21 protein-coding genes and 1 tRNA gene are annotated in these 22,636 nt (G+C 74.4%); 12 read left to right on the forward strand and 10 right to left on the reverse strand.

Features of this window, described 5'->3' with window-relative positions; genetic code table 11:
- Positions 1–66 precede the first annotated feature (66 nt).
- Together DSM104299_RS24025 and DSM104299_RS24030 are read left to right on the forward strand one after the other, a co-directional pair.
- The gene (locus DSM104299_RS24025; RefSeq protein ID WP_272474203.1) at positions 67–1,353 is read left to right on the forward strand and encodes an HD domain-containing phosphohydrolase; all 1,287 of its coding nucleotides are present in this window, start codon (positions 67–69) and stop codon (positions 1,351–1,353) included.
- Positions 1,354–1,808: 455 nt separating this feature from the next.
- Positions 1,809–3,245 (forward strand): wax ester/triacylglycerol synthase family O-acyltransferase, encoded by a 1,437-nt coding sequence (locus DSM104299_RS24030; protein ID WP_272474204.1) that lies wholly within the window; start codon positions 1,809–1,811, stop codon positions 3,243–3,245.
- Here the strand turns inward: DSM104299_RS24030 and DSM104299_RS24035 are convergent.
- The 3 genes from DSM104299_RS24035 to DSM104299_RS24045 all read right to left on the reverse strand — a co-directional run bounded on the left by DSM104299_RS24035 (position 3,224) and on the right by DSM104299_RS24045 (position 5,855).
- Positions 3,224–4,462 (reverse strand): PQQ-dependent sugar dehydrogenase, encoded by a 1,239-nt coding sequence (locus DSM104299_RS24035; protein ID WP_272474205.1) that lies wholly within the window; start codon positions 4,460–4,462, stop codon positions 3,224–3,226. The genes DSM104299_RS24030 and DSM104299_RS24035 overlap by 22 nt on opposite strands.
- A 71-nt stretch (positions 4,463–4,533) precedes the next feature.
- Positions 4,534–5,208, reverse strand: a complete 675-nt coding sequence (locus DSM104299_RS24040) for a SanA/YdcF family protein (RefSeq protein ID WP_272474206.1) — start codon at positions 5,206–5,208, stop codon at positions 4,534–4,536.
- A gap of 53 nt (positions 5,209–5,261) precedes the next feature.
- Entirely contained in the window at positions 5,262–5,855 is a 594-nt protein-coding gene (locus DSM104299_RS24045) for a TetR/AcrR family transcriptional regulator (protein WP_272474207.1), read from the reverse strand.
- 81 nt (positions 5,856–5,936) lie between these two features.
- Here DSM104299_RS24045 and DSM104299_RS24050 point away from each other — a divergent pair, with 81 nt between their 5' ends.
- Positions 5,937–8,060, forward strand: a complete 2,124-nt coding sequence (locus tag DSM104299_RS24050; protein ID WP_272474208.1) for an aminodeoxychorismate synthase component I — start codon at positions 5,937–5,939, stop codon at positions 8,058–8,060.
- Between the two features lie 235 nt (positions 8,061–8,295).
- Here the strand turns inward: DSM104299_RS24050 and DSM104299_RS24055 are convergent, their stop codons facing one another.
- Positions 8,296–10,365 carry a RecQ family ATP-dependent DNA helicase gene (locus DSM104299_RS24055; RefSeq protein ID WP_272474209.1) on the reverse strand — a complete coding sequence of 690 codons (2,070 nt, stop codon included), beginning with the start codon at positions 10,363–10,365 and terminating at the stop codon, positions 8,296–8,298.
- A gap of 184 nt (positions 10,366–10,549) precedes the next feature.
- Between DSM104299_RS24055 and DSM104299_RS24060 the strand changes: the two genes are divergently transcribed.
- From DSM104299_RS24060 to DSM104299_RS24070, 3 genes are read left to right on the forward strand one after another with little or no spacing between them, the layout of a single operon-like run.
- Positions 10,550–11,437: a DMT family transporter gene (locus DSM104299_RS24060; RefSeq protein WP_272474210.1), complete on the forward strand. Its 888-nt coding sequence runs from the start codon at positions 10,550–10,552 to the stop codon at positions 11,435–11,437.
- Between the two features lie 19 nt (positions 11,438–11,456).
- Entirely contained in the window at positions 11,457–12,296 is an 840-nt protein-coding gene (locus DSM104299_RS24065) for a PhzF family phenazine biosynthesis protein (RefSeq protein ID WP_272474211.1), read from the forward strand.
- Positions 12,297–12,303: 7 nt separating this feature from the next.
- The gene (locus tag DSM104299_RS24070; RefSeq protein ID WP_272474212.1) at positions 12,304–12,966 is read left to right on the forward strand and encodes a hypothetical protein; all 663 of its coding nucleotides are present in this window, start codon (positions 12,304–12,306) and stop codon (positions 12,964–12,966) included.
- A gap of 156 nt (positions 12,967–13,122) precedes the next feature.
- On the opposite strand, the gene DSM104299_RS24075 is transcribed toward DSM104299_RS24070, so the two are convergent.
- Positions 13,123–13,932 carry a TIGR03619 family F420-dependent LLM class oxidoreductase gene (locus DSM104299_RS24075; RefSeq protein ID WP_272474213.1) on the reverse strand — a complete coding sequence of 270 codons (810 nt, stop codon included), beginning with the start codon at positions 13,930–13,932 and terminating at the stop codon, positions 13,123–13,125.
- A gap of 220 nt (positions 13,933–14,152) precedes the next feature.
- On the opposite strand from DSM104299_RS24075, the gene DSM104299_RS24080 reads away from it, so the two are divergent.
- Positions 14,153–14,737 carry a carboxymuconolactone decarboxylase family protein gene (locus DSM104299_RS24080; RefSeq protein WP_272474214.1) on the forward strand — a complete coding sequence of 195 codons (585 nt, stop codon included), beginning with the start codon at positions 14,153–14,155 and terminating at the stop codon, positions 14,735–14,737.
- 49 nt (positions 14,738–14,786) lie between these two features.
- On the opposite strand, the gene DSM104299_RS24085 is transcribed toward DSM104299_RS24080, so the two are convergent.
- From DSM104299_RS24085 to DSM104299_RS24095, 3 genes are all read right to left on the reverse strand, one after another.
- Positions 14,787–14,860 (reverse strand) — tRNA-Pro (locus tag DSM104299_RS24085).
- A gap of 15 nt (positions 14,861–14,875) precedes the next feature.
- The gene (locus tag DSM104299_RS24090) at positions 14,876–15,118 is read right to left on the reverse strand and encodes a hypothetical protein (protein WP_272474215.1); all 243 of its coding nucleotides are present in this window, start codon (positions 15,116–15,118) and stop codon (positions 14,876–14,878) included.
- A complete protein-coding gene (locus DSM104299_RS24095; RefSeq protein ID WP_272474216.1) occupies positions 15,115–16,791 on the reverse strand; it encodes an RNA polymerase sigma factor in 1,677 nt (558 codons plus the stop codon). Before DSM104299_RS24095 ends, DSM104299_RS24090 begins: the two co-directional genes overlap by 4 nt.
- Positions 16,792–16,943: 152 nt before the next feature.
- On the opposite strand from DSM104299_RS24095, the gene DSM104299_RS24100 reads away from it, so the two are divergent.
- Positions 16,944–17,693, forward strand: coding sequence for a Nif3-like dinuclear metal center hexameric protein (locus DSM104299_RS24100; RefSeq protein ID WP_272474217.1), 750 nt, complete (start codon positions 16,944–16,946; stop codon positions 17,691–17,693).
- On the opposite strand, the gene pdxR is transcribed toward DSM104299_RS24100, so the two are convergent.
- A complete protein-coding gene (pdxR, locus tag DSM104299_RS24105) occupies positions 17,666–19,054 on the reverse strand; it encodes a MocR-like pyridoxine biosynthesis transcription factor PdxR (RefSeq protein WP_272474218.1) in 1,389 nt (462 codons plus the stop codon). The genes DSM104299_RS24100 and pdxR overlap by 28 nt on opposite strands.
- A 136-nt stretch (positions 19,055–19,190) precedes the next feature.
- On the opposite strand from pdxR, the gene DSM104299_RS24110 reads away from it, so the two are divergent.
- Both DSM104299_RS24110 and DSM104299_RS24115 read left to right on the forward strand, forming a co-directional pair.
- The gene (locus DSM104299_RS24110) at positions 19,191–19,376 is read left to right on the forward strand and encodes a hypothetical protein (protein WP_272474219.1); all 186 of its coding nucleotides are present in this window, start codon (positions 19,191–19,193) and stop codon (positions 19,374–19,376) included.
- Positions 19,377–19,463: 87 nt separating this feature from the next.
- Complete coding sequence (locus DSM104299_RS24115) at positions 19,464–21,248, forward strand: AMP-dependent synthetase/ligase (protein WP_272474220.1); 1,785 nt, start codon at positions 19,464–19,466, stop codon at positions 21,246–21,248.
- Positions 21,249–21,267: 19 nt separating this feature from the next.
- On the opposite strand, the gene DSM104299_RS24120 is transcribed toward DSM104299_RS24115, so the two are convergent.
- On the reverse strand, positions 21,268–21,609 hold the full coding sequence (locus tag DSM104299_RS24120) for a putative quinol monooxygenase (protein WP_272474221.1): 342 nt from the start codon (positions 21,607–21,609) through the stop codon (positions 21,268–21,270).
- A 28-nt stretch (positions 21,610–21,637) separates the two neighbouring features.
- On the opposite strand from DSM104299_RS24120, the gene DSM104299_RS24125 reads away from it, so the two are divergent.
- A complete protein-coding gene (locus tag DSM104299_RS24125; RefSeq protein WP_272474222.1) occupies positions 21,638–22,126 on the forward strand; it encodes a DNA polymerase ligase N-terminal domain-containing protein in 489 nt (162 codons plus the stop codon).
- Between the two features lie 23 nt (positions 22,127–22,149).
- Complete coding sequence (locus DSM104299_RS24130) at positions 22,150–22,629, forward strand: hypothetical protein (RefSeq protein WP_272474223.1); 480 nt, start codon at positions 22,150–22,152, stop codon at positions 22,627–22,629.
- The last annotated feature ends 7 nt before the right edge of the window (positions 22,630–22,636 follow it).

Raw genomic sequence — 22,636 nt, forward strand, 5'->3', positions numbered from 1 at the left:
GTAATGGGCCGTAGGACCATTGTCGCCGCGCAGACTGTGCTGCTCACGACATCCCTTGTCGTCGTAGTGGCGACGTCGCGCATCTCTGATTGGCAGCCGATCACCCTCGTGCTGTTCCTCGCGGGCATCGCGATCGCCTCCGACGTCATGGCGATCGAGACCAAGACGCTGCGGATGACGGGCTCGTTCATCGCGCTCGTCCTCGCCATGGCCCTGCTCGGCCCCGGCCCCGCCGTCGCGATCGGCCTGCTCACGATCGCCATCGCCGCGCTGCGCGACAAGACCGGTCCGATGGTCGTCTTCACCAACGTCGTGGCCTACGCGACGTTCCCGCTGATCGGCGGCCTCGCCGTCCGCGTGCTGGACATCGGCTCGGCGGACGGCGCGACGTTCGCGCTCGCGGTCTCGGCCGTCTTCGGCGTGGTCAACATCGTCAACTTCCTGATGATCGCGATTCCGCTCGGGCAGGGCTCGGGCCGCTCGATCTGGACGGACCTGCGCCGCGTCTACGTCCCGATCCTGCCGTCCGAGGCGCTCGCCGCCGCGCTGGCCGTCGCCTCGGCCGCGACCTACCGCGCGGTCGGGCTCCCGGCGCTCGTCGCGGTCCTCGTCGCGCTCTTCCTCTTCCAGGTCCTCACGCGCGAGCTGCTGCTCTCCCAGGAGCGCGGCGTCCAGCTCGAGGCGCGCTCGACGCAGCTCGCCTCGCTCCAGGTCGGCGTCCTCGCGGCGCTCGTCCAGACGCTCTCGCTGCGCGACCGCATGACCGCCCGCCACTCGGCCGCCGTCGCGCGCTACGCGCGGGCGATCGCCGACGAGGTCGGCTGCACGACCGTCGAGCAGGAGCTGGTGCACACCGCCGGCCTGCTGCACGACATCGGCAAGTTCGCCTTCCCGGATCGGATCCTGCTCGCCAACCGCAAGCTGGACGACGACGACTGGAAGATCGTGCGCACGCACCCCTACCAGGGCGCGCGCCTGGTCCGCCGGATCAACGGCTACGGCCCGGTGGCCGAGATCATCCTCGCGCACCACGAGCGCATCGACGGCCGCGGCTATCCGCGTGGCCTGACCGGCGAGGAGATCCCGATGCTGTCGCGGATGATCTCGATCGCCGACACCTACGACGTGATGACCGCGCGCGACTCCTACCGCGACCCCGTGTCGCAGGCCGAGGCGATCGCGGAGCTGCGCCGGGTGTCCGGCGCGCAGCTCGACGGCGACCTCGTCGAGGCCTTCATCCGGGTCCTGGAACGCAGTCGTCTGCAGTTCCAGCACACGACCGACGCGGACTTCGAGCGCGAGCTCGATTTCGACGCGCGGGTGCGGGGCTACGCCCTGCCGCAGGCCGCCTGAGCGGATTCGCCTTCGGCACCGCGGTCTGCTAGGGCCGCGATTTGCAGGGCTTTCGGGCAGTCGGAATGCGTCTCTGCGTCCTATCTGGACGGCTTAGACACATAATCCAGGCTAGATAGGACATACGTCCAAAGGCCTGTCCGATACCCAGAAGTGGGGATGGTGCGATGGACGTCTGAGCAAGAAACTTGCGTCCCGCATGACGAAACGGCGCCGTGCTGGCAGGCGGGGCGCCGTGTCGTCGGGATATCCGTCCGTCCGCTAGTCGCTGCGGTGGTGCGCAGCGCAGACATCTTGGGGGTGCACCGTGGGTTTCCGTGGATAGCTAAAACACACGGCGAGTTGTTTCGAGGCGTCCTCTGAGAGGGCGCCTCTCGCCTTTAAACGGCAAGACCCGAACATTCTTTAATGGGACTTGGCCCAGCCTGGACGTTTGTGCGAGAGGATGGGCTCCAGTGGATCGCCCCACCGCCCTGGACCTCGCGTTCCTGGACCTCGAGACGCCGCAGGCGCCGCTGCACGTCGGCTGGACGCTGCGGTTCGGCGGGCGCGCCCCGTCGATCGCGGCGCTGCGCCGGCACCTCGACGCGCGCCTGGGCGCCGTGCCGCGGTTCCGGCGGCGGCTGGCGCACGGCACGTGGGTCGACGACGTCCGCTTCGACGTCGCCCATCACGCCTTCGGGGTCACGGCCCCGGCGCCGGGCGGCGCCGAGCAGCTGCGCGAGGTCGCGGGCGTGCTGCTGTCGCGGCCGCTTCCGCTGAACCGGCCGCTGTGGCGGATGTACCTGGTCGACGGGCTGGACGGCGGGTTCGCGATCGTCGGCCAGGCGCACCACGCGCTGGTCGACGGGGTCGCCGCGATCGAGGTGGCGCAACTGCTCTTCGGGCCGGAGGCCGCCTACGGTCGCGACGGCCGGGCCTGGGCGCCGGAGGCCGCGCCGGCGGCGGGCGCCGCGCTGTGGGCGACGGCCGAGACGCGGGCGCGCGCCGCGGCGGGCGCGGTCCGGGACGCAGCGGGCGCGCTGTGGGGCACCGAACCGGGCGTCCCCCGTCCCGACTCCGCCGCCCGCGCCACCGAGGTGCTGCGGACCGCCGCCCGCGCGGTCGACGCGCTCACCCACCGCCAGCCGCCGACGAGCCTCGAGCGCTCCGCCACCGCGCGGCGCCTCGTCGCCTACGCCGGCGTGCCTTTGGACGCCGTCCGCGCCGCCGGCGCACGCCGCGAGGCGACGGTCAACGACGTCCTGCTGGCCGCGACGAGCATCGCGCTGCGGGCCGCGCTGCGCCGGCGCGGCGACGCGCGCGAGACGGTCCGGGCGCTCGTCCCGGTCAACGTGCGCGGCGAGGCGGGCGGCGAGGCGGTCGGCAACCGGATCTCGTTCCTGGCCGTCGAGCTGCCCGTCGGCGAGCCGGCGCCCGACCGTGTCCTGACGCTCGTCCACGCGCGGACGGTGGCGGGCAAGGCCGGCGGCGACGCCGGCGCGCTGGAGGCGCTCGGCCGCGCCGCCGACGCGCTGCCCGGGCCGGGCCGCCGCGCGGTCGCCCGCGCGGCCCTGCGCGCCGTCCCGTTCACGCTGGTGGTGTCCAACGTGCCGGGCCCGCCGGCGACGCTCGCGCTCCTCGGCCGCCCGCTGCGCGCCATCCACCCGATGGTCCCGCTGCTGCACGGCCACGCGCTCACGGTCGGCGCGGTCTCCTACGACGGGCGGCTGCACGTCGGGCTCGCAGCGGACGCGGAGGTCGTGCCGGACGTCGTCGACCTGGCGCGCGACCTGGAGGCCGCGTTCGACGCGTTGCGCCTGGCGCCGCCGGAGGCCGTGGTGGACGTCGCCGAGCCGCCCTGGCGGGCGCGGGCCCGCGCCCGCCGCGGTCAGCGCGCGGCGAACCGGTAGACCGAGCCCTGCTGGGAGACGACGTAGACACGGCCGGCGGCGTCCTCGCCGAACGAGTCCAGCCCGGAGATCGTCTTCAGCCCCGCGATCTTGCGGTCGTCGCTCGCGCGGCCGCCGGACAGGCGCGCGCTGCGCAGCTCGCCCTTGCAGTAGTCGCCGTAGACGTAGCGGCCGTAGAGGCCCGGGACCGCGCGGTCGCGCACGACGTAGCCGCCGGTGATCGAGCACCAGCCGTCGCGGTGGCTCTTGGTGATCACGGGGAACTTCGCGCCGGGCGCCGGCTCGTCGAAGTTGCGTGACCGGCCCTCCCACGGGCGCCAGCCGTAGTTCGCGCCGCGGGCGGTGCCCTTGCGCGCGAAGTCGATCTCCTCGACCGCGTCCTGGCCGACGTCGCCGATGACCAGGTCGCCGCGCAGGCGGTCGAAGCTGAAGCGCCAGGGGTTGCGCAGGCCGTAGCTGTAGATCTCGGGCCGCGCGCCGGCGCGGTTCACGAAGGGGTTGCTCGGCGGGATGGCGTAGGCCTTGCCGGCGGCGGCCTGCGGGTCGATCCGCAGGATCTTGCCGAGCGGCGAGCCGAGGCTCTGGGCGTTGCCGCGGGCGCCGTGCTGGTCGTCGCCGCCGCCGCCGTCGCCGGTGCCGACGTAGAGGTACCCGTCCGGGCCGAAGGCCAGCTGGCCGCCGTTGTGGTTGGACTCGGGGTCGTCGAAGACGATCAGCGGACGCGCACTGGCGGGGTCGGCGGTGTCGTCGGTCCTGCGCCGGTACTCGACGAGGTGCTGCTTGCCGTCCTTGCCCGTGTAGTAGATGTAGAACAACCCGGAGGTCCGGTAGTCCGGGGCGAACGCGAGGCCGAGCAGGCCTTGCTCGCCGCCGGCGGTGACCTTGTCGGAGACGTCGAGGAAGGGCGTCGGCCGCTTGGCGCCCCCGCGCACGACGCTGATCGTCCCGGCCTGGCCGACGACGAAGATCCGCCGGCGATCCTCGCGCGGCGCGGTGACGTAGAGCGGCTGGTCGAAGGCGCCGACCTGGACGAGCCGGACGCCGCGGCCGGCGGCGGCCGTCGCGTTGTTGGTGGTGTCGGTCGAGCCGGTCGCCGCGGTCGCGCCGGTGGCCGCGACGGTGGCGGTGGTCTGCGCGCCGGCGCCGCTCTCGTTGCCGCCGCACGCGACGAGGACGACGGCGGCGAGCAGCGCGACGAGCGGCAGGGCGCGGGGCATGCGGGCGAGCATGCCAGAGGGCGCCCGCCGGCCGAGCCGGTCGAGGAGCGCGAGCGCGCCCGGGGTTCGGGTCAGCCGCGGCTGGCCTGCGCGCTGCCGGCGATGTCGACCTGCGGCCCGAGGAACTTCGGCTGCGCGCCGGTCACGATGTCCGCGACCGCCTTGGTGCGCGCGAGGACCTCGCGGACGCCGGCCTGCGTGCCCTTGGCCCCGTAGCCGTTGCCGCTGCCGGCCTCCAGGCCGTAGGCGGTCAGGCCGGCGCGGTGGGCGAGCCAGAGGGCCCGGGCCATGTGGAACGGCTGGGTGACGACGATCGCGCTGCGGACGTCGAAGACCTTGCGGGCGCGCACCACGCTGTCGAGCGTCGCGAACCCGGCGTGGTCGGTGAAGATGACGCGGTCGGGAACGCCGAGGCGGACGAGCTCGGCGCGCATCGCGTTGACCTCGTCGTAGTCGGGTCGGCCGTGGTCGCCAGAGGCGAGCACCTTGTCGACGCGGCCGTCGTGGTAGAGGGCCGCGGTGGCGCGCAGGCGGTCCTCGAGCATCGCCGACGGGCGCCCGTCCGGCTGGACGTAGGCGCCGAGGACGAGCGCGGCCTGGGCATGGGGAAGCGCGCGCGGATCGGTCTTCGCGCCTCCGCCGCCGAGCAGGACGATCGCGTTGGCGACGCCGACGGCGAGCGCCAGGACCGACAGCGCCGCCGCGCCGCCGATCGCCGCACGGATGACCACGCGCCGGTCGAGCATGTGAAGCAGTCTAGGGAAGCCGAGCGCTGCTGCCGGCCGGCGGGTTGCGAGACTCAGCGCGGCGCGAGGCCGTCGAGGAGCAGGTCGACGGTGCGCTCGAGCGTCGCGTCGTCCGGCCGGCGTCGGCTGACGATCGAGGCGTGGAAGATCCAGCCGACGATGAGCTCGGCGACGACGCGCCAGTCGGCGTCGGGGCGCAGCTCGCCCCGCTGGCGGGCGCGGTCGTAGACGGGCTTGCCCTGCTCGAAGCGGAAGTCGGCGAACGCGCGCAGCCGCTCGGCGACGGCCGGATCGCGGCTGGCCTCGCCGAGCAGCGCGGTGCCGACCGACGACGGCGAGCTCGGCGCGATCTCCTCGCGGACGAGGTGGGCCACCGCCACGAGGTCGTCGCGGAACGCGCCGGTGTCCGGCAGCGCGACGGGCGCGTCGTGCGCGGCCTGGGTCATGCTGTCCAGGACGAGCAGCGCCTTGTTCGCGTAGCGGCGGTAGATCGTGGTCTTGGCGACCCCGGCCTCCACCGCCACGCCCTCGACGGTCAGCCCGTGGTAGCCGGCCGCGTCGAGCAGCCTCCGCGTCGCCTCGAAGATCGCCCGATCGGCCTCCGTGCTCCGCGGCCGCCCACGCGCTCGCGTGGCATCCGTCGCCATGGGCCGACTCTACCCGCGCCGAGACCCTGGCGGGAAAGGGTTCCGGAGGCTCGGGGCGGCGGCGCGCGACAATGCCGGGTGGTGCCCTCCTCCCCGACCGCCTCCATCGCCGCCGAGCCGGTGCGCGTCGTCCGGTTCGCGCTCGACGGCGACGTGCCCGCGGCCCACGCGGGGCTGCTGGTGCGCGACGACGCGCGGCCGTTCGCGCTGGTCGGGCGGTGGGCGGGCGCGAGCGCGATCGTCGGCAGCGCGCCGGTGCGGATCGCCGACGCGCAGCGCGACGACGTCCTCGCGCTGCTCGACGAGCAGCCGGTCGTGGCGGGTGCCGTTCCCGACGGGTTCGTCGGCGGCGGGTGGTTCGGCGGGCTCGGGTACGGGCTCGGCCGGCGGCTGGAGCCGCGGCTTGGCGCGGCGCCGCCGGCGCCGGTCGGCGAACGGCGGCCGGTGGCGATGCTCGCCTACTACGACCACCTGCTGCGGCGCGACGCCGACGGCGGGTGGTGGTTCGAGGCGCTCTGGGCCGAGGCGCGCGCCGACGCGCTGACGGCGCGCAGGGCCGAGCTCGCGGCACGCGTCGCGGCGGGGGTCGGCGGGCCGCGGCCGGTGCGCACCAGCGCCTGGCGCGCGACGCCGTCGGTCGCCGGGCACGCGCGTGCCGTGCAGGCGTGCCGCGAGCGGATCGCCGAGGGCGACCTGTTCCAGGCCAACCTCGCGCTGCGCCTGCGCGCGGATCTGGACGGCGACGCGGTCGACCTGCTCGCGCGGGGCGTCGAGGCGCTGGCGCCGGATCGCGCCGCGTGGCTGGCGGGACCGGACGGCGCGATCGCGAGCCTCTCGCCCGAGCTGTTCCTCACGCGGCACGGGGACGTCGTCCGCAGCGCGCCGATCAAGGGCACGCGGCCGCGGCCGGCCGAGGACGACGACGCCGCCGAAGCGCTGCGCGCGGAGCTGGCGGCGTCGGAGAAGGACCGCGCCGAGAACGTGATGATCGTCGACCTGATGCGCAACGACCTCGGGCGCGTCTGCGAGCCGGGGACCGTGGCCGTGACCGCGCTCGCCGAGGTCCGGCCCCACGCCGGCGTCTGGCATCTGGTGAGCGAGGTGACCGGCCGCCGGCGCGTCGGCGTCGGCGACGGCGCGCTGGTCGCCGCGGCGTTCCCGCCCGGCTCGGTGACGGGCGCGCCGAAGCTGGCGGCGATGGACACGATCAGCACGCTGGAGAGCGTCGCGCGCCAGGCGTTCTGCGGCGCCATCGGCTTCGCGAGCCCGACGGCGGGCCTGGAGCTCTCCGTTGCGATCCGCACCTTCGAGTGCGCCGAGGGACGGGCCTGGCTCGACGTCGGCGGCGGCATCGTCGCCGACTCCGACCCCGACGCCGAGGCCGCGGAGTGCCTCGCCAAGGCGCACCCCTTGTTGATGGCCATCGGCGCGGAGCTGGCGGACGATGTGGGCGCCGCGGGCGCGCCGGCCACCACCATCCCCGCCCCGCTCCGGCTCGGGGCGCGTCCCGTGCCGCGGCCCGACGCCGCGCGCGGCGTCTTCGAGACGATCCTGGTTCTCGACGGCGTCGCCGTCGCGGTCGAGGAGCACGTGGAGCGGCTGCACCGGGCGGCGGTCGAGCTCTACGGCGTCGAGGTTCCGGACGCGGTCGCGGCGCTGGTCCGGCACACGGCGCTGGAGCAGGCGGCGTCATGCCGCGTGCGCGTCCTGCTGGACGCCCGCGGCGACGTCGGGCTCCAGGTCGCGCCGCTGCCGGAGCCCGGCGACGGGACGCTGCGGCTGGCGCCGGTCGCCGCGCCCGGCGGGCTCGGGGACCGCAAGTGGCGGGACCGGCGCCTGATCGACGCGCTCGACGCGGCGGTCGCGCCCGCGTTGGCGCTGCTCGTCGACCTCGACGGCGGCGTGCTGGAGACGACGCGGTCCAACGTGCTGGCGGTCCTCGACGACGCGCTCGTCACGCCGCCACTCGACGGCCGGGTCCTGCCGGGCGTCACGCGCGCGGCGGCGCTGGACCTGGCGCGCGCGCTCGGCTTCGCCGTCGTCGAGCGTCCGCTCGCGCTCGGCGAGCTCGCGGCGGCCGACGCGGTCCTGACCTCCGGCGCGCTGCGTGGCCTGGAGGTCGTGACGCACCTGGGCTCACAGGATCTCCCCAGGATCCCGGACCGCGTGCGGACACTGGTCGAACGGTTCCCACCGTTGCGGTAGTGACCGGACGCCGCGCGTCCTTGACGATCGGCGCTGCGGCCACGGCTCCGGTACCCCCTTGTCGGGTCGTGGCCGCAGCTGAACTTCGGAAGCCCGCCGGCACGGCACGGATCGCCGCCGCCGCGCGGGCGTCCGCAAGCTCAGCGAGTGGCCTGAGTCAGAAGCTCGGGCGCAGCGGCCGTGATGCTCGGCGGCGAGCGCGCGGAAGCGGCCCGCGAGCTTCTGACTCAGGACGCTAGAACGCCGTCGCCAGCGCGAACGGGTAGACGGGCCCGGTGCCCTTCTGGCGCAGCTGGCCGGCCAGCATCGCCAGCGTCCAGCCGCTGAAGCGGATGTCGTCGACGAGCAGGACCGGGTCGGCGCTCACGCCGCCGGTCACCGCGAAGGCGCCGCGCACGTTGCCGACCTGCTGCGGGGCGTTGGCCATCTCGCGCTGCGGCGGACGCTCCTCGGCGCGGCCGAGCGCCGGCGCGAACGGGAGGCGCAGCGCGGCGGCCAGGCGCTCCGCGAAGTCCGGCACCAGGGGGCCCGAGCGCAGCGACGGCACCGCCGTCACCCAGCCCAGCGGCGCGCCCCAGGTCCGGATCGTCTCGGCCGCCGCGGCGACGAGCTCGTCGTCGAAGCGGCCGGCGGCGCGGCCGGCCTGGACGAGCCGGTCCCAGCCGCCGTCGCCGAGGCGCGCGAGCGCGCGGCCCTCCTCGGCGCGGACGGCCTCGGGGATCTTCTTCATCCGGCCGTCGTCGCCGGGCGCCATCTTCTTGACCTCGATCAGCACCGGCCGCGAGCGCAGGTGGATCGCGGCGTCGCGCACGACCGTGTCGTCCAGCGGGCCGTCGAAGCGCGTGCCTGCGCACACCGAGCAGCGCCCGCAGTCCTGGGGGTCCGGATCGTCGAGCTCCTCCTGCAGCGCACGCATGAGGCAGCGGCCGTCGGAGCCGAAGGCGGCCATCGCGGTCTGCTCGCGGCGGCGCAGCTCGGTGATGCGGCCGTAGCGCTCGGCGTCGTAGGTCCAGGCGTTGCCCGGCCGCGCGAGCCAGCGCGAGCCGTCGCGCGCGACCGCGCCCTCGACGTCCAACACCTTCAACAAGCCCTCGATCCGCGTCTTGCCGAGGTTGACCTGGGCCATCAGCTCCTGCGTGCCGGCGCCGTCGCCGCCGACCGCGTCGAGGTGCTCGAGCACGCGATCCACGATCTCGCGGCGCGGGAAGGCCTGCTCGATGAAGAAGTCCTGGATGCGCTTGTCCTCGGCGCCGCGCAGCAGCACGACCTCGGCGCGGTCGATGCCGCGGCCGGCGCGGCCCACCTGCTGGTAGTAGGAGATGACCGAGCCGGGCGCCTGGTAATGGACGACGAAGCCGAGGTCGGGCTTGTCGTAGCCCATGCCCAGAGCGCTCGTCGCGACGACGGCCTTGAGCTCGTTGCGCAGCAGCCGGTCCTCGACGCCGATGCGCCGGTCGGTGTCGATCTCGCCGCTGTAGGCCTCGGCCGCGATCCCGCGGCCGGTCAGGAACGTCGCGACCAGCTCCGCGTCGCGCTTGGTCAGGGTGTAGACGATGCCCGAGCCCGGCAGCTCGGGCAGGTGCTGGGCGAGCCACGCGAGGCGGTCGGCCTGCGACGGAAGGTCGACGACCTCGAAGCGCAGGCTGGAGCGGCCGAGCGCGCCGCGGTAGGTGCGCAGCTCGCCGGCGTCGCGGCCGGCGGCCAGCTGCTCGGAGACGTCGGCGACGACGCGGTCGTTCGCGGTCGCGGTGGTACAGAGCACGCCGACGCCGTCGGGCAGGCGCTCGAGCATGTCGCCGATGCGGCGGTAATCGGGCCGGAAGTCGTGGCCCCAATCGGAGATGCAGTGCGCCTCGTCGACGACGAGCAGGCCGACGCGCTGGGCGAACACCGGGAGCATGGTGTCGCGGAACTGCGGGTTGTTGAGGCGCTCGGGGCTGATGAGCAGGAGGTCGACGGCGTCGCGTTCCAGGAGATCGGCGACCTCGGTCCACGCATCGCGGTTGGTCGAGTTGATGGTGTGGGCGCGCAGGTCGAGCTTGCGCGCGGCGTCGATCTGGTTGCGCATCAGCGCGAGCAGCGGCGAGACGATGAGCGTCGGGCCCGCGCCGGCCTCCCGCAGCAGCGCGGTCGCCACGAAGTAGACCGCGGACTTCCCCCAGCCGGTGCGCTGGACGCAGAGGACGCGCGCGCGATCCTCGACGAGGTCGCGCACGGCGTCGAGCTGATGCTCGCGGAACGCGGCGTCAGGTCCGGCGAGCGCGTGGAGGTGCTGTTCGGCGCGGGTGTCGATGGCGGTGCTCATGCGTGCTCACGACGGTAGGGGACGACGCGGCGGTCGACCCGGATCCGCGCAGATGCTCGACGGACCCTGCGCAGGTTCGTGACGAAGCCGACCTCACGCGACGCCGGCGCGCGACGTTGAACACGAGGACGCCCCACGCTTCGGCCGTGTCCGAACCGTCCCGCCCGTAGCGTCTTCCTCTCCGATGGCCACGACCGCCCCCGCTCCCGCCCCGCCCACGCAGGCGCTCGTCCTTGGCGCCGCGCTCACGACCGTCGTCCTCTGGGCGTCGGCGTTCGTCGGCATCCGGGCCGCCGGCAAGGATCTCAGCGCCGGGTCGCTCACGCTGGCCCGGCTCCTGGTCGGGACCGCCGCGCTCGCGACGCTGGCGATCGTCCGGCGCGAGCGGCTGCCGCCGCGCGCGGACGTCCCCCGCCTGCTCGCCGTCGGCGTCCTGTGGTTCGGGATCTACAACCTCGCCCTCAACGAGGCCGAGCGCCACGTCGACGCCGGGACCGCGGCGATGCTCGTCAACGTCGGCCCCGTGCTCATCGCCGTGCTCGCCGGCACGGTCCTCAAGGAGGGCTTCCCGCCGACGCTCGTCGCCGGGTGCGCGGTCGCGTTCGCCGGCGCGATCCTCATCGGCGCGGCGACCTCGGACGGCCTGACGCCGAGCTGGGGCGCGGTCCTCTGCCTCGTCGCGGCGCTGACCTACGCGATCGCGGTCGTCGCCCAGAAGCCGCTGCTGGCCACCACGAGCCCGCTCACGATCACCACCCTCGCCTGTGCGACGGGCATGGTCTGCTGCCTGCCCTTCGCGCCACAGCTCGCCTCCGAAGCCCAGGACGCCGGCACCACCGCCCTGGTCTGGAGCGCGTACCTCGGCCTCTTCCCCACCGCGATCGCGTTCACCACGTGGGCCTACGCGCTGTCGCACACGACCGCGGGCCGGATGGGCGCGACGACCTACCTCGTGCCGCCGCTCGCCACGCTCTTCGGCTGGGCCTACTTCGGCGAGACGCCGCCCGGGCTCGCGCTCGCCGGCGGCGTCCTGTGCCTCGCCGGCGCCGCGTTGGCGCGCCGCAGCCGCTGACGTAGGCTCCGGGGCCACCATGCCCGACGTCCTGCGCCTCGCCGCCTTCACCGACACGCCCGAGGGCGGCAACCCCGCCGGCGTCGTCCTCGACGCCTCCGCCCTCACCGACGCGCAGATGCAGGCCATCGCCGCCGACGTCGGCTACTCCGAGACCGCCTTCATCACCGACCCCCGCGCCCACACGGTCCGCTACTTCAGCCCCGCGGCCGAGGTGCCGTTCTGCGGCCACGCGACGATCGCGACCGCCGTCGCGCTCGCCGAGCGCGACGGCCCGGGCGAGGTCACCCTCGCCACCCAGGCCGGGCCCGTCGCGGTCGCGACCCAGGCCGACGACGACGGCAACCTCACCGCCACGCTGACGAGCGTCGCGCCGCACGTCGAGCACGCGACCGACCTCGACGCGGCGCTCGGCGCGCTCGGGTGGATCCACGAGGACCTCGACCCCGACCTCCCGCCCCGCGTCGCCTACGCCGGCGCCCGCCACCTGATCCTCGCCGCCCGCACGCGCGACCGCCTCGCCGCGCTCGACTACGCCTTCGAGAAGCTCAAGGGCTACATGTCGGCGCGCGACCTCACGACCGTCGACCTCGTCCACCGCGACGCGACCGACCCCACCACCTTCCACGCGCGCAACCCGTTCCCGGTCGGCGGCGTCGTCGAGGACCCCGCGACCGGCGCGGCCGCCGCCGCGTTCGGCGCCTACCTCCGCGACCTCGACATCGTCACCCCGCCCGCGCGCGTGACGATCCACCAGGGCCACGACATGGGCCGTCCCAGCCTGCTGCACGTCGACCTCGACCCCGGCCGCGCCACCGGCGTCCGCGTGACCGGACGCGCCGTGCGGATCGGGGCGTAGCGCCGCGATGGACGAGCTCCGCCCGGGCCTGCACCGCTGGACCGCGCGCCACCCGGACTGGCACCCCAACAGCGCGTTCGGCGCCGAGGTTGCCTCGTTCGCGCTGCAGACCGACGACCGCGGGCTGCTGCTCCTCGACCCGCTGGTGCCCGACGACGCGCCCGACCTCCTCGACGCGCTGGCGACCGAGGCCGACACCATCGACATCCTCATCACGATCGGCTACCACGCCCGCTCCGCCGAGGCGCTGAGCGAGCGCTACGACCGCGCGCCGATCCGCGGCCCGGAGAACGTCCGCCGGCGGCTGACCGACCCTTCCGGCTTCCGCGCGCTGACGGCCGACGCGCCCGGCCCCGCCGGCGCGACCGCCTTGGCGATCGGCCGCCCGCGCCGCTCCGAGTCGCCGATCTGGTTCCCCACCCACCAGGCCCTCGCGTTCGGCGACGCCCTCGTCACGACCCCCGACGGCGCGCTGCGCATGTGGTGCCAGGAGCCGGTCACCGACCAGCGCGCGGCCTTCTACCGCGAGCGCTTCGCGCCGACGCTCGAGCCGCTCGTCGGGCTGCGACCGCGCCACGTCCTCACGACCCACGGCGCGCCGATCCTCGACGACGGGGCCGCGGCGCTCGCCAAGGCCGCCGCCGACGCGCCCTGGTACCACCGCTCCTGACGCACGTCCGCGTACCGGTACGCGGACGTCCCCCTTGGCAAAGGGAACGCGAGGGTTTATCGTGTTGGAGGGCGTCGTCATTACCCCGACTCCCAACCCTCCCCACACAGGAGAGCCGGCGGGGGTCGCGCCGCGTGCGCGGCCCCCGCCGTCGTCCTAGGCCCAGCTCGCCATGAACCGCGTGGCGCGGTCGGCCGCGCCGCTGAGTGGGCCGAGCTGGACGGCGACGTGCTCCGCCCCGGCGGCGGCGAAGCGGCGCGCGCGCTCGGCGAGGGCCTCGGGCGACGCGTCGTCCTGCGCGTACACGACGACGCCCGGCGAGACCGCGCGGTCGCCGGCCAGCTCGGCGAGGCGCTCGCGCTGCGCCGCGAACGCTTCGACATCCTGGCCGATGCCCTGCCACACGTCCCCGAAACGGGCCGCTCGGCGCAGCGCCGGCTCCGAGCCGCCGCCGACGAGGATCGGGACGCGCGCGGTCGGGCGCGGCGCGAAGACGCCGGGCCCCGTGCCGGTCTCCCCCGTCGCGTGGAGCCGCTCGATCAGCGCGAGCGCCGCGTCGGTCCGGCGGCCGCGCTCGGCGAACGGGACGCCCAGCGCCGCGAACTCGTCGGCCTGCCAGCCGGCCCCGACGCCGAGCAGGACGCGACCGGGCGCCAGCCGCTCGAGCGTCGCGACCTGCTTGGCGAAGAGGATCGGCTCGCGCAGCGGCGCGATCAGGACCGAGGTCCCGAGCGTCACGCGCCCGGTCACCGCGGCGATGTGCGCGAGGAGGGTGAGCGCCTCGAAGACGCCGCCGTACCGACCGCCGCCGCTCGCGCCGAACGGGCCGGGCGGCAGGGGATGGTCGGGCAGGAAGACCGCGTCGAAGCCGGCGGCCTCGACGTGCTGGGCGAGCCGCGCGATCGCACGCGGGTCGTCGCCGGGGTCCTCGGACGGCAGGACGACGCCGAGCTGCGTGCGCGTCATGCCGGCACCCGCTCCAGCAGCGCGTCGATCGTCGCGAGCCACGGCCCGGGCGCGTCGACGCCGATGAGGTGGCCGCTGTCGACCTCCACGGTCTCGTACGAAGGGGTCATGGCCTCCACGGTAAGCACGGCGATCGGCGATCGACCCGTCCGCAGCGGTCCGGCGCGCCGGCCGCGAAGTGGTCCTGTCCGGCGCCCTTGCTCAGGAATACGCTGCGGTCATGACCGGTGCACGCATTCCGAAGGCGACCGGGCTCCAGGCGCGCCTCGCCGTCTGGGCCAGCCGGCGCAAGCTCGGGCCCGAGGCGGCCGACTCCGCCGCGATCTACGCCCAGAACCCGCGCCTGCTGCGCTGGTTCGCGCTGTATGACCAAGCGGTGACGAAGTCGCGGCACGTGCCCGAAAAGCTCCACAAGCTCGCCGAGCTGAAGGCCGCGACCGTCGTGGAGTGCGAGTTCTGCATCGACATCGGCTCGGCGCTCGCCCGCGAGTCCGGCCTGACCGACGCCCAGCTCCTCGCGCTCCACGACCCGGAGCCGTCCGGGCTGTTCGACGCCGACGAGCTCCTGGTGATCGGCTACGCGCGGAGCATGACCCTCACCCCGCCCGAGGTCGACGACGCGACCGTCGCCGCCCTCCGCGCCCGCTTCGGCGACGCCGGCGTCTTCGAGCTCACCTACGCGATCGCGTGGGAGAACGTCCGCGCCCGCACCAACTCCGCCCTCGCGCTCGAGCCCGGCGGCTTCAGCACCGGCCAGGTCTGCGCCCTGCCCGCCACGGCGCACGCGCCGGCGACCGCGGCCTGAGAACGACGAAGGGCCGCCTCGGGTCGAGCGGCCCTTCTGGTGCTGCGTATCGGGGCGCCCGGATTCGAACCGGGGACCTCGCCGACCCGAACGGCGCGCGCTACCAGGCTGCGCCACGCCCCGAGGTACCGAGCCAGTCTACTCGGACGTGCCCGCGACGGCCTTGTAGTACCGAACGGCCAGGCCGGTGACCAGCGTCTGGAGCGCCGCGTCGAGCGCCGCACCCTCGCGCTCGGACCAGCGCGCGAGCCCCTCGTCCTCGATCGCCTGCGCCTCGGCGATCACGTCGTCGCACAGCTCCGGGTGCTGGTCGGCGAAGAAGGCGCCGATCGAGTAAAGCCCGGTGTCCGTCAGGGACCCGAGGAGATCCTCGTCGCTCACTTGCCTCCGCCGAGGAGGCCGGTCGCCGCGTCGGTCAGGCCGGTCGTCACCTTGTCGACCGTATCGCCCACCGCGGCGCCCGTCTGCTTGACCGCTTCGCCGGCCTGCCCGCCGACGGTTCCGCCGAGCACGTCGGTCGCGCCGGACACGACCTGCCCCGCCGTCTGCGGCGGCGGCGTGCTCGCCGGCTGCGTGAGCGGCGCGAGGCTCGGCTGGATCAGCGGCTGCGGCGCCGCCGCCCCGCCGCCACCGGTGGCCGCGCCGGCCGCGCCGGTCGCCGCGGCCGCGGTCTGGTCGACCGCGCTGGTCAGCGGATCGGTCGCGCCGCTGGCCGGCTTCTTGGCGCTCGACGACGACCCACCGCCGCCACCCGGCTTGGACGCCGACGACGCGCTCTCGCCGCCGCCACCGCCGCCGGAGGAGCTCCCCGAGCCGCTCGACCCGGACGTCCCACCGCCGCCGCTCGACGGCGTCCCGGCGCCGCCACCGCTGAAGGTCCCGGTGCCGCTGGCGTGCTGCCCACCGGCCGCGCCCGCGGCGCTCCGGCCCGCGCTGCCCGCCGAGCTCGTGTGCGACGAGGACCCGGCGCCACCGCCGGCCGCCCGCGCCACCACCGTGCGCCGTGCGCCGCCGCCCGCGGCACCCGTCGCGGCCGCGGGCGAGCCGCCGCTCGCGGCGCGCTCGACCACCGGCGCCGCCCGGTGCTGCGCGCCGCCGCCATCGCTCACGTGCTTGGCCGCGCCCGCGCCGACGCCCGCGACCGCCACCGCCGTCGCGACCGCCGTCGCCTTCATCCACCCGGCCATCGTCGGCTCGCCGTACTGGGCGGCGGCCAGCGACGCCTTCGCAAGAGCCGGCGCGTGCTGCGCCGCGTCCGACGTGCCGCCCCCACCGAACCAGCGGCGCTTGATGAACGCCGGGATCGGCAGCAGCGCGCCGAGCTTCGCGCGCACCGGACGCCGCGCCAGCGCGCCCGCGTCCAGCCCGGCCATGACCGCGTGCCGGCGGCACGGATGGCAGTGCGACACGTGCGAGGAGAGGCGGCGCTGGTCGCGCATCCCCAGGCGCCCGCCGGCCTCGACGCCGCGCCCGATGACCTCCTGGATCCGCAGGCAGCGCTCGCCGGTCTTCAGCTCTTCGTACTCCTCGGTCAGCCGGCGGCGCGCGCGGAACAGCGTGGACTCGACCGACGGCCGCGACATGCCGAGCTGCTCGCCGATCTCGCGGTAGGACAGGCCTTCCAGCTCGCGCATCACGAGGATCTGGTGGTGCGCGTCGGACAGACCGCCGAACGCGCCCGTCAGGTTCGCGAGGTTCTGCTTGCCCTCGACCGCGGCCTCGGGCGTGGGCGCGGTCGCGTGCAGCTTGCCGTGGTCGGCCGGGGCGAGCCCGTGACCGTCGTCGGCGTCGATCGACACCTCCTCGGTCCGCTTCGCGCGGCGGAACGCGTCGATGCACGCGTTCTTGGCGATCTCGTAGACCCACGGCTTGAACGCGATCTCGCGGTCGGTCTGCCGCATGCGGCGCAGCGCGCTGACGAAGACCTCCTGCGTGAGGTCCTCCGCCCGTCCGTGGTCGTGGACCATGCCGAAGATGTAGGCGCTGATCCGCCGGTGATAGCGGTGATACAGGCGCTCGAAGGCGTGATCGTCCCCGGCGCGAACGGCCTGCACCAGATCATGATCCGTGACGTCAGGTCGGCTCCGCGCGGTGGCGGAGACGCCCGGAGCGGCGAGCGTTGCCAAGATCCCAGTCCCTGTCTGCCCCTCGGCGGCGACTCCCCAGTGGCCGCGATTGAGGGAACTGTAGCGTTTCCCATACCCACATGCCAGCAATCACCGACCTCATCGCCCACCTGGACCGGCTGCTTGCGGTCGACGAGTTCCATGACTACGGCCCCAACGGCCTCCAGGTACCCGGACCTGCCGAAGTTCAGACAGTCGTCACCGGCGTCTCCGCGAACGGGCAGCTGATCGACGCGGCCGTGGCGGAGGGCGCGGACCTCGTCGTGGTCCACCACGGCCTTTATTGGCGCGGCGATCCTCAGGCGATCACGCCGCTGCTGCACCGGCGGCTCAAGCCGCTGCTGGTCAACGACGTCGCCCTCGCCGCCTACCACCTGCCGCTCGACGCGCACCGCGAGCACGGCAACAACGCGCTGCTGGCCGAGCGGATCGGCGGCGGGACCGACGCACGCCGCTTCGCGGACCTCGGCGTGGCGATCACCTTCCCGGAGCCGATCGCCATCGACGAGCTCACCGCGCGCGTCCGCGACGCGGTCGACGGCCGCGAGCCGCTGGTCATCCCGGCCGGCCCGCGCGAGATCCGGACGCTCGGCATCGTCACCGGGGCGGCCAGCGACGCCGTCCTGACCGCGATCGACGACGGCCTCGACGCGTTCCTCACCGGCGAGCCCGCCGAGCGCGCGAACTCGATCGCCACCGACGCCGGCATCCACTTCCTCGCCGCCGGCCACCACGCGACCGAGACCTTCGGCGTCCGCCGCCTCGGCGACCTCCTGGCGCGCGAGTTCGGCGTCCGGCACGTCTACGTGGACGTGCCGAACCCGATCTGAGCCAGCGCCCGGACGGCCGGGTCGATCGACGGCTCGGGCAGGTTCGCGTAGCCGAGCAGGACGCGCGAGACGCCGCCGTGCTCGTAGCCGAAGACGCCGATCCCGCCGGCCCAGGCGCGCGCCAGGAACGGGCCGAGCGCGACCCCGTCGGGCAGCCGCCCGGACACGTGCAGCCCCGCGGAGATCCCCTCGATCTCGACCGCCGGCACGTGCTCGTCCAAGGCCACCATCAACGCGTCGCGCCGGCGCCGGTAGACCCCGCGCATGCGCCGCAGGTGGCGGTCGAGCTCGCCGTGCGCGATGAACCGGGCCAGCGCGAGCTGGTCGAGCTGTGGGCTCCCGGCGTCCGCCAGCGCCTTGGCCTCCGAGACGCCCTCGAGGAGCTCCGGTGCGACCACCATCCACCCGAGCCGCAGCGCCGGCGCCAGCGTCTTGGACGACGAGCCCAGGTACGTGACCCGCGCGGGCGCGAGCGCCTGCAGCGCGCCCACGGGGTCGCGGTCGAAGCGGTACTCGCCGTCGTAGTCGTCCTCGATGATCCAGCCGCCGCGCGCCGCGGCCCACTCGACCAGCGCGGCCCGCCGCTCCGGCGCCAGCGCCATCCCGCGCGGGTACTGGTGCGTCGGCGTCGTCAGGACCGCGCCGACGCCGGCGCCGTCCAGCGCGTCGACGACCAGGCCGCCGTCGTCGATCGGGATCGGCACGACCCGCAGCCCCTCGCGCGCGAGGATCATCCGGTGCGGCGCGAAGCCCGGGTCCTCGACCGCGACGCGCTCGACGCCCGCGCGCCGCAGCGTCCGCGCCAGCAGCGCGATCGCCTGCGTGATCCCCGTGACGACCACGATCTCCGCCGGCTCGGCCGCCACGCCGCGGGCGCGACCGAGGTAGGACGCGAGCGTCGCGCGCAGCGGCGCCGCGCCGACGCGGTCGCCGTAGTTCAGCGACGCGTCCGGGATCTCGCGCAGCGTGTCGCGCAGCGCCGCCAGCCACGCGCGCCGCGGGAACGCCGACAGGTCGGCGGCGAGCGTCCGGAAGTCGAAGCGCACGGGCGGCGCGAGCACCTCCTCCTTCGGCGGCTCCGGGTCGTGCATCGCGACGGTCGCCACGCGCGTCGCGGCACCGGGGCGCGCGACCAGGAACCCTTCGGCGACCAGCTGCGCGTAGGCCTCGACGACGACGCCGCGCGACACGCCGAGCTCGGCCGCCAGCGCCCGCGTGGACGGCAGGGCCGTGTCCGCGTGCAGCGTGCCGCGGCGGATCGCGTCGCGCAGCTGATCCTCGAGCTGGGCGCGGAGCGGCCGCTCGCCGTCGCGGTCGACGGAGACGAGGAGGTCGATGCCGAGGCGCTGGACCGAGGTCACCACCAGGACTCTTGCACGTCGGTTTTCCGTCGCGTGTCGGACCGGAAACCGTGCGTTTGCCGAATGGGCTTGTCGCCGTCCGCGCAGGGCGCTACGTTGCATCCGTCACCAACTCCCCCACATAGGAGGCATGCCGATGGCTATCCACCTCACGCCGACCGAGATGGCTCGCGAGTCCGGTCTCGAACGGCGGGACGTAATCGCCAAGTGCATGGAGATGGGTGTCCCGATCTTCCAGGGACGCATCGACAAGACCCTCTTCCTCGCGTCGCTCGAGGACACGTTCGGGGTCCTGGGCCAGGAGGCCGAGGCCACCGCCTGACGCGGGGCCGATATGCCATTCGCGCGCACGGCGCGCGGACCTTAGACTCCGCCTCTGACACGGTGTCAACGCAGGAGGAGGAGCACCATGGAGGCTGGCACCACGCCCGCCGAGGGGACCGGGTCGGCGACCATCGCGGACCTGTGCGCGGCGGCCGCTGCCCGGTACGGCGACCAGATCGCGATCAAGCACAAGGTCGACGGCGCGTGGCGTGACGTCACCTTCGCCCAGGTCGGCGAGATCGTGCAGGAGATCGGGCTCGGCCTGGTCGCGTTGGGCCTGGAGCCCGGCGAGCGCGTCGCGATCCTGTGCAACACGCGCCCGGAGTGGGCCTACGCGGAGTTCGCGATCTCCTCCGCCGGCGGCGTCGCGGTCCCGATCTACCCCACCAACTCGCCCGAGGAGTGCGAGTGGGTGGCCGGGAACTCCGAGTCGGTCTTCGTCGTGTGCGAGGACGCCGAGCAGGTGGCGAAGGTCGTCGCCGTGCGCGACCGGTTGCCGGCGCTGCGCCAGATCATCGTCGTCGATCCTTCCGGCGACGTCGCCGACGCCATCTCGCTCGACGACGTCCGAGGGCGCGGCAACCGCGACGAGGCGCAGGCGCTGGCCGACCGCACCGCCGCGGTCAGGCCCGACGACCCGTTCACCTTCATCTACACGTCGGGGACGACCGGGCCGCCGAAGGGCTGCGTGCTCACGCACGGCAACTACCGCTCGGTGCTCGACATGGTCGAGGAGCGCGGGTCGATCGGCAGCGGCGGCGACCTCATCTACCTCTTCCTCCCGCTCGCCCACGCGTTCGCGCTGCTGATCCAGCTCAGCGCGGTCGACCTCGGCGTGCCGATCGCCTACTACGGCGGCGACACGAAGGCGATCGTCGGCGAGCTGATGGAGGTCAAGCCGACCTACCTGCCGTCGGTGCCGCGCATCTTCGAGAAGTTGTACACCTTGGCTCAGCAGCAGCTGACCGCGGCCGAGCTGGACACGATCCGCAGCGTCGGCGGCCAGATCCAGGATCTCGAGGTCCGGGGCGAGCCGGTGCCGGACGCGCTGCGCGAGTCGTTCGCCGAGCTGGCGCCGAAGGCCGCGTTCGTCAAGGGCCTGTTCGGCGGCCAGATCCGCGAGGCCGTCACCGGCGCCGCGCCGATCGCCCACGAGATCCTGGAGTTCTTCTGGGGCTGCGGGATCCCGGTGATGGAGGGCTACGGGATGACCGAGACGTCCACGGTCGCCACCTCGTCGCGGCCCGAGGCGCATCGCTTCGGCTCCGTCGGCCGGCCGCTGGACGGCGTCGAGGTCAAGATCGCCGACGACGGCGAGCTCCTGATCAAGGGCGCGAACATCTTCCGCGGCTACTACAAGAACGACGACGCGTCGTTCGGCGCGGTCGACGCGGGTTGGCTGCACACCGGCGACCTCGGGTCGGTCGACGCCGACGGCTACGTGTACATCACAGGCCGTAAGAAGGACATCATCATCACGGCGGGCGGCAAGAACCTCACGCCGGCCAACCTGGAGAACGACCTCAAGCAGACCCGCTGGGTCTCGCAGGCCGTGATGCACGGCGACCGCCGGCCCTACCCGGTGATGTTGATCACCTTGGACGAGGAGGAGATCGTCCCGTGGGCGGAGGCCCAGGGGATCGAGGACCGCTCGATCGCGGCGCTGGCCGAGAACGAGCAGGTCCGGGCGCTGCTCCAGGAGATCCTCGATGCCGCCAACGCGAAGTACGCGCAGGTCGAGCAGGTCAAGAAGTTCGCGATCCTCGACCACGACCTGAGCCAGGAGACCGGCGAGCTGACGCCGACGCTGAAGGTCAAGCGCAACGTGGTCAACGACAAGTACGCGTCGCTCTTCGACGAGCTGTACTGAGCTCCGCCGGCCGCGCCGCCTAGCCCTGGCGCGTCGGGTCCTGCGAGAGGTCCGCGGTCGCGCGGACCTCGCGCTCGACGTAGCTGATCCGCACGTCGCTGGGTCGCGCGAGCAGCTCGCCGATGTGCTCGGCGTAGTAGGTGTAGTCGGCCGTGGCGTAGTGGGCGCGCAGCGCGGCCTCGTCGCACCAGCGGGTGGTCAGGACGTACTCGCCGACGTCGGCGCCGAGCGTCTGGGCGGCGGTCGCGCCGAGGCACCCGTCGGCGCCGGCCAGCCGCGTCGCATGCTCGGCGAGCAGGTCGCGCAGCTCGCTCGCGCGCCCGCCGAGGCCGTGGATCTCCGCATGGATCGTGAGGCTCATCTCGCCCGGCATGGTGTCATGTGGCTCCGTGCCGTCCCAGTCCCCGTCCCGCTTCGTCGTCGGCCTGCACGACGCGACGACGCTGCACTTCGACCTCCGCCTCCAGTTCGGCGACGTCGCCCGGTCGTGGGCGGTGCCCAAGGGGCCGTCGCTGGATCCGACCGTCAAGCGCCTCGCGGTCCCGGTCGCCGACCACGGGCTCGACGCCCTGGACTTCGAGGGCGTGCACGCGGGCTCCACGCGCGGGACCGGCGCGGTGATCGTCTGGGACGAGGGCACCTACGCCCTGCGCAGCGAGCGCGACGGGCACCTGTCGTTCGTGCTCGACGGCGAGAAGCTGCACGGCGCGTTCGCGCTGACCGAGACCGGGCCGCGGCGCTGGGTGCTCGTCAAGATGCGCGACGAGGCCGCGCTGCCGGGCTCCGACGTCGTCGCGGACGAGCCGCGGTCGGTGCGCTCGGGCCGGACCTGGCAGGAGGTCGCGCGCGGCGAGCCGGGTCGATCGGCCACGTCGTAGGAACAAAGCCGTACGCTGTGGAGGTGCGCACGGATCCCACCGACAACGGCGGGCTGTTCGTCGGACGCCGCCCCGGGACGGCGCCGACCAAGTACCGGGCCCTGCCGGAGCGGGGAACGGCCGCGCGCCAGCGCATGGATCGCTTCGGCGCCAACGGGCTGCTGGCCCTCGAGATCCTGGTCTCGCTGCTGTTCTGGGGCCCGATCCCGGCCGGCGCGCTGTGGCTCGCGTCGCGCGTGCAGTACTGGACCGACAACGTCGGCCTGGCGATCCTCGTCGCCTTCGTCGCGATGATCGTGGTGCTGATGGGCGGGCTGATGGTGCTCAAGCGCATCGACCACCTGTGGATCCTCATGCGCCGCGCCGCCGGGATCGACCAGCGCCAGGGCGCGATGGGCCGGGTCTTCGCCGTGACCGCGTGCATCTGCGCGGCGGCGTTCGCCTTCTGGTTCATCGTGATCAACGGCCCCGGCTCTTCCAGCTTCTCGGGCCAGGGCGGCTGAGGGCGCC

Origin of the sequence: Baekduia alba (assembly GCF_028416635.1) — a bacterium.
Taxonomy (GTDB): Bacteria; Actinomycetota; Thermoleophilia; order Solirubrobacterales; family Solirubrobacteraceae; genus Baekduia; species Baekduia alba.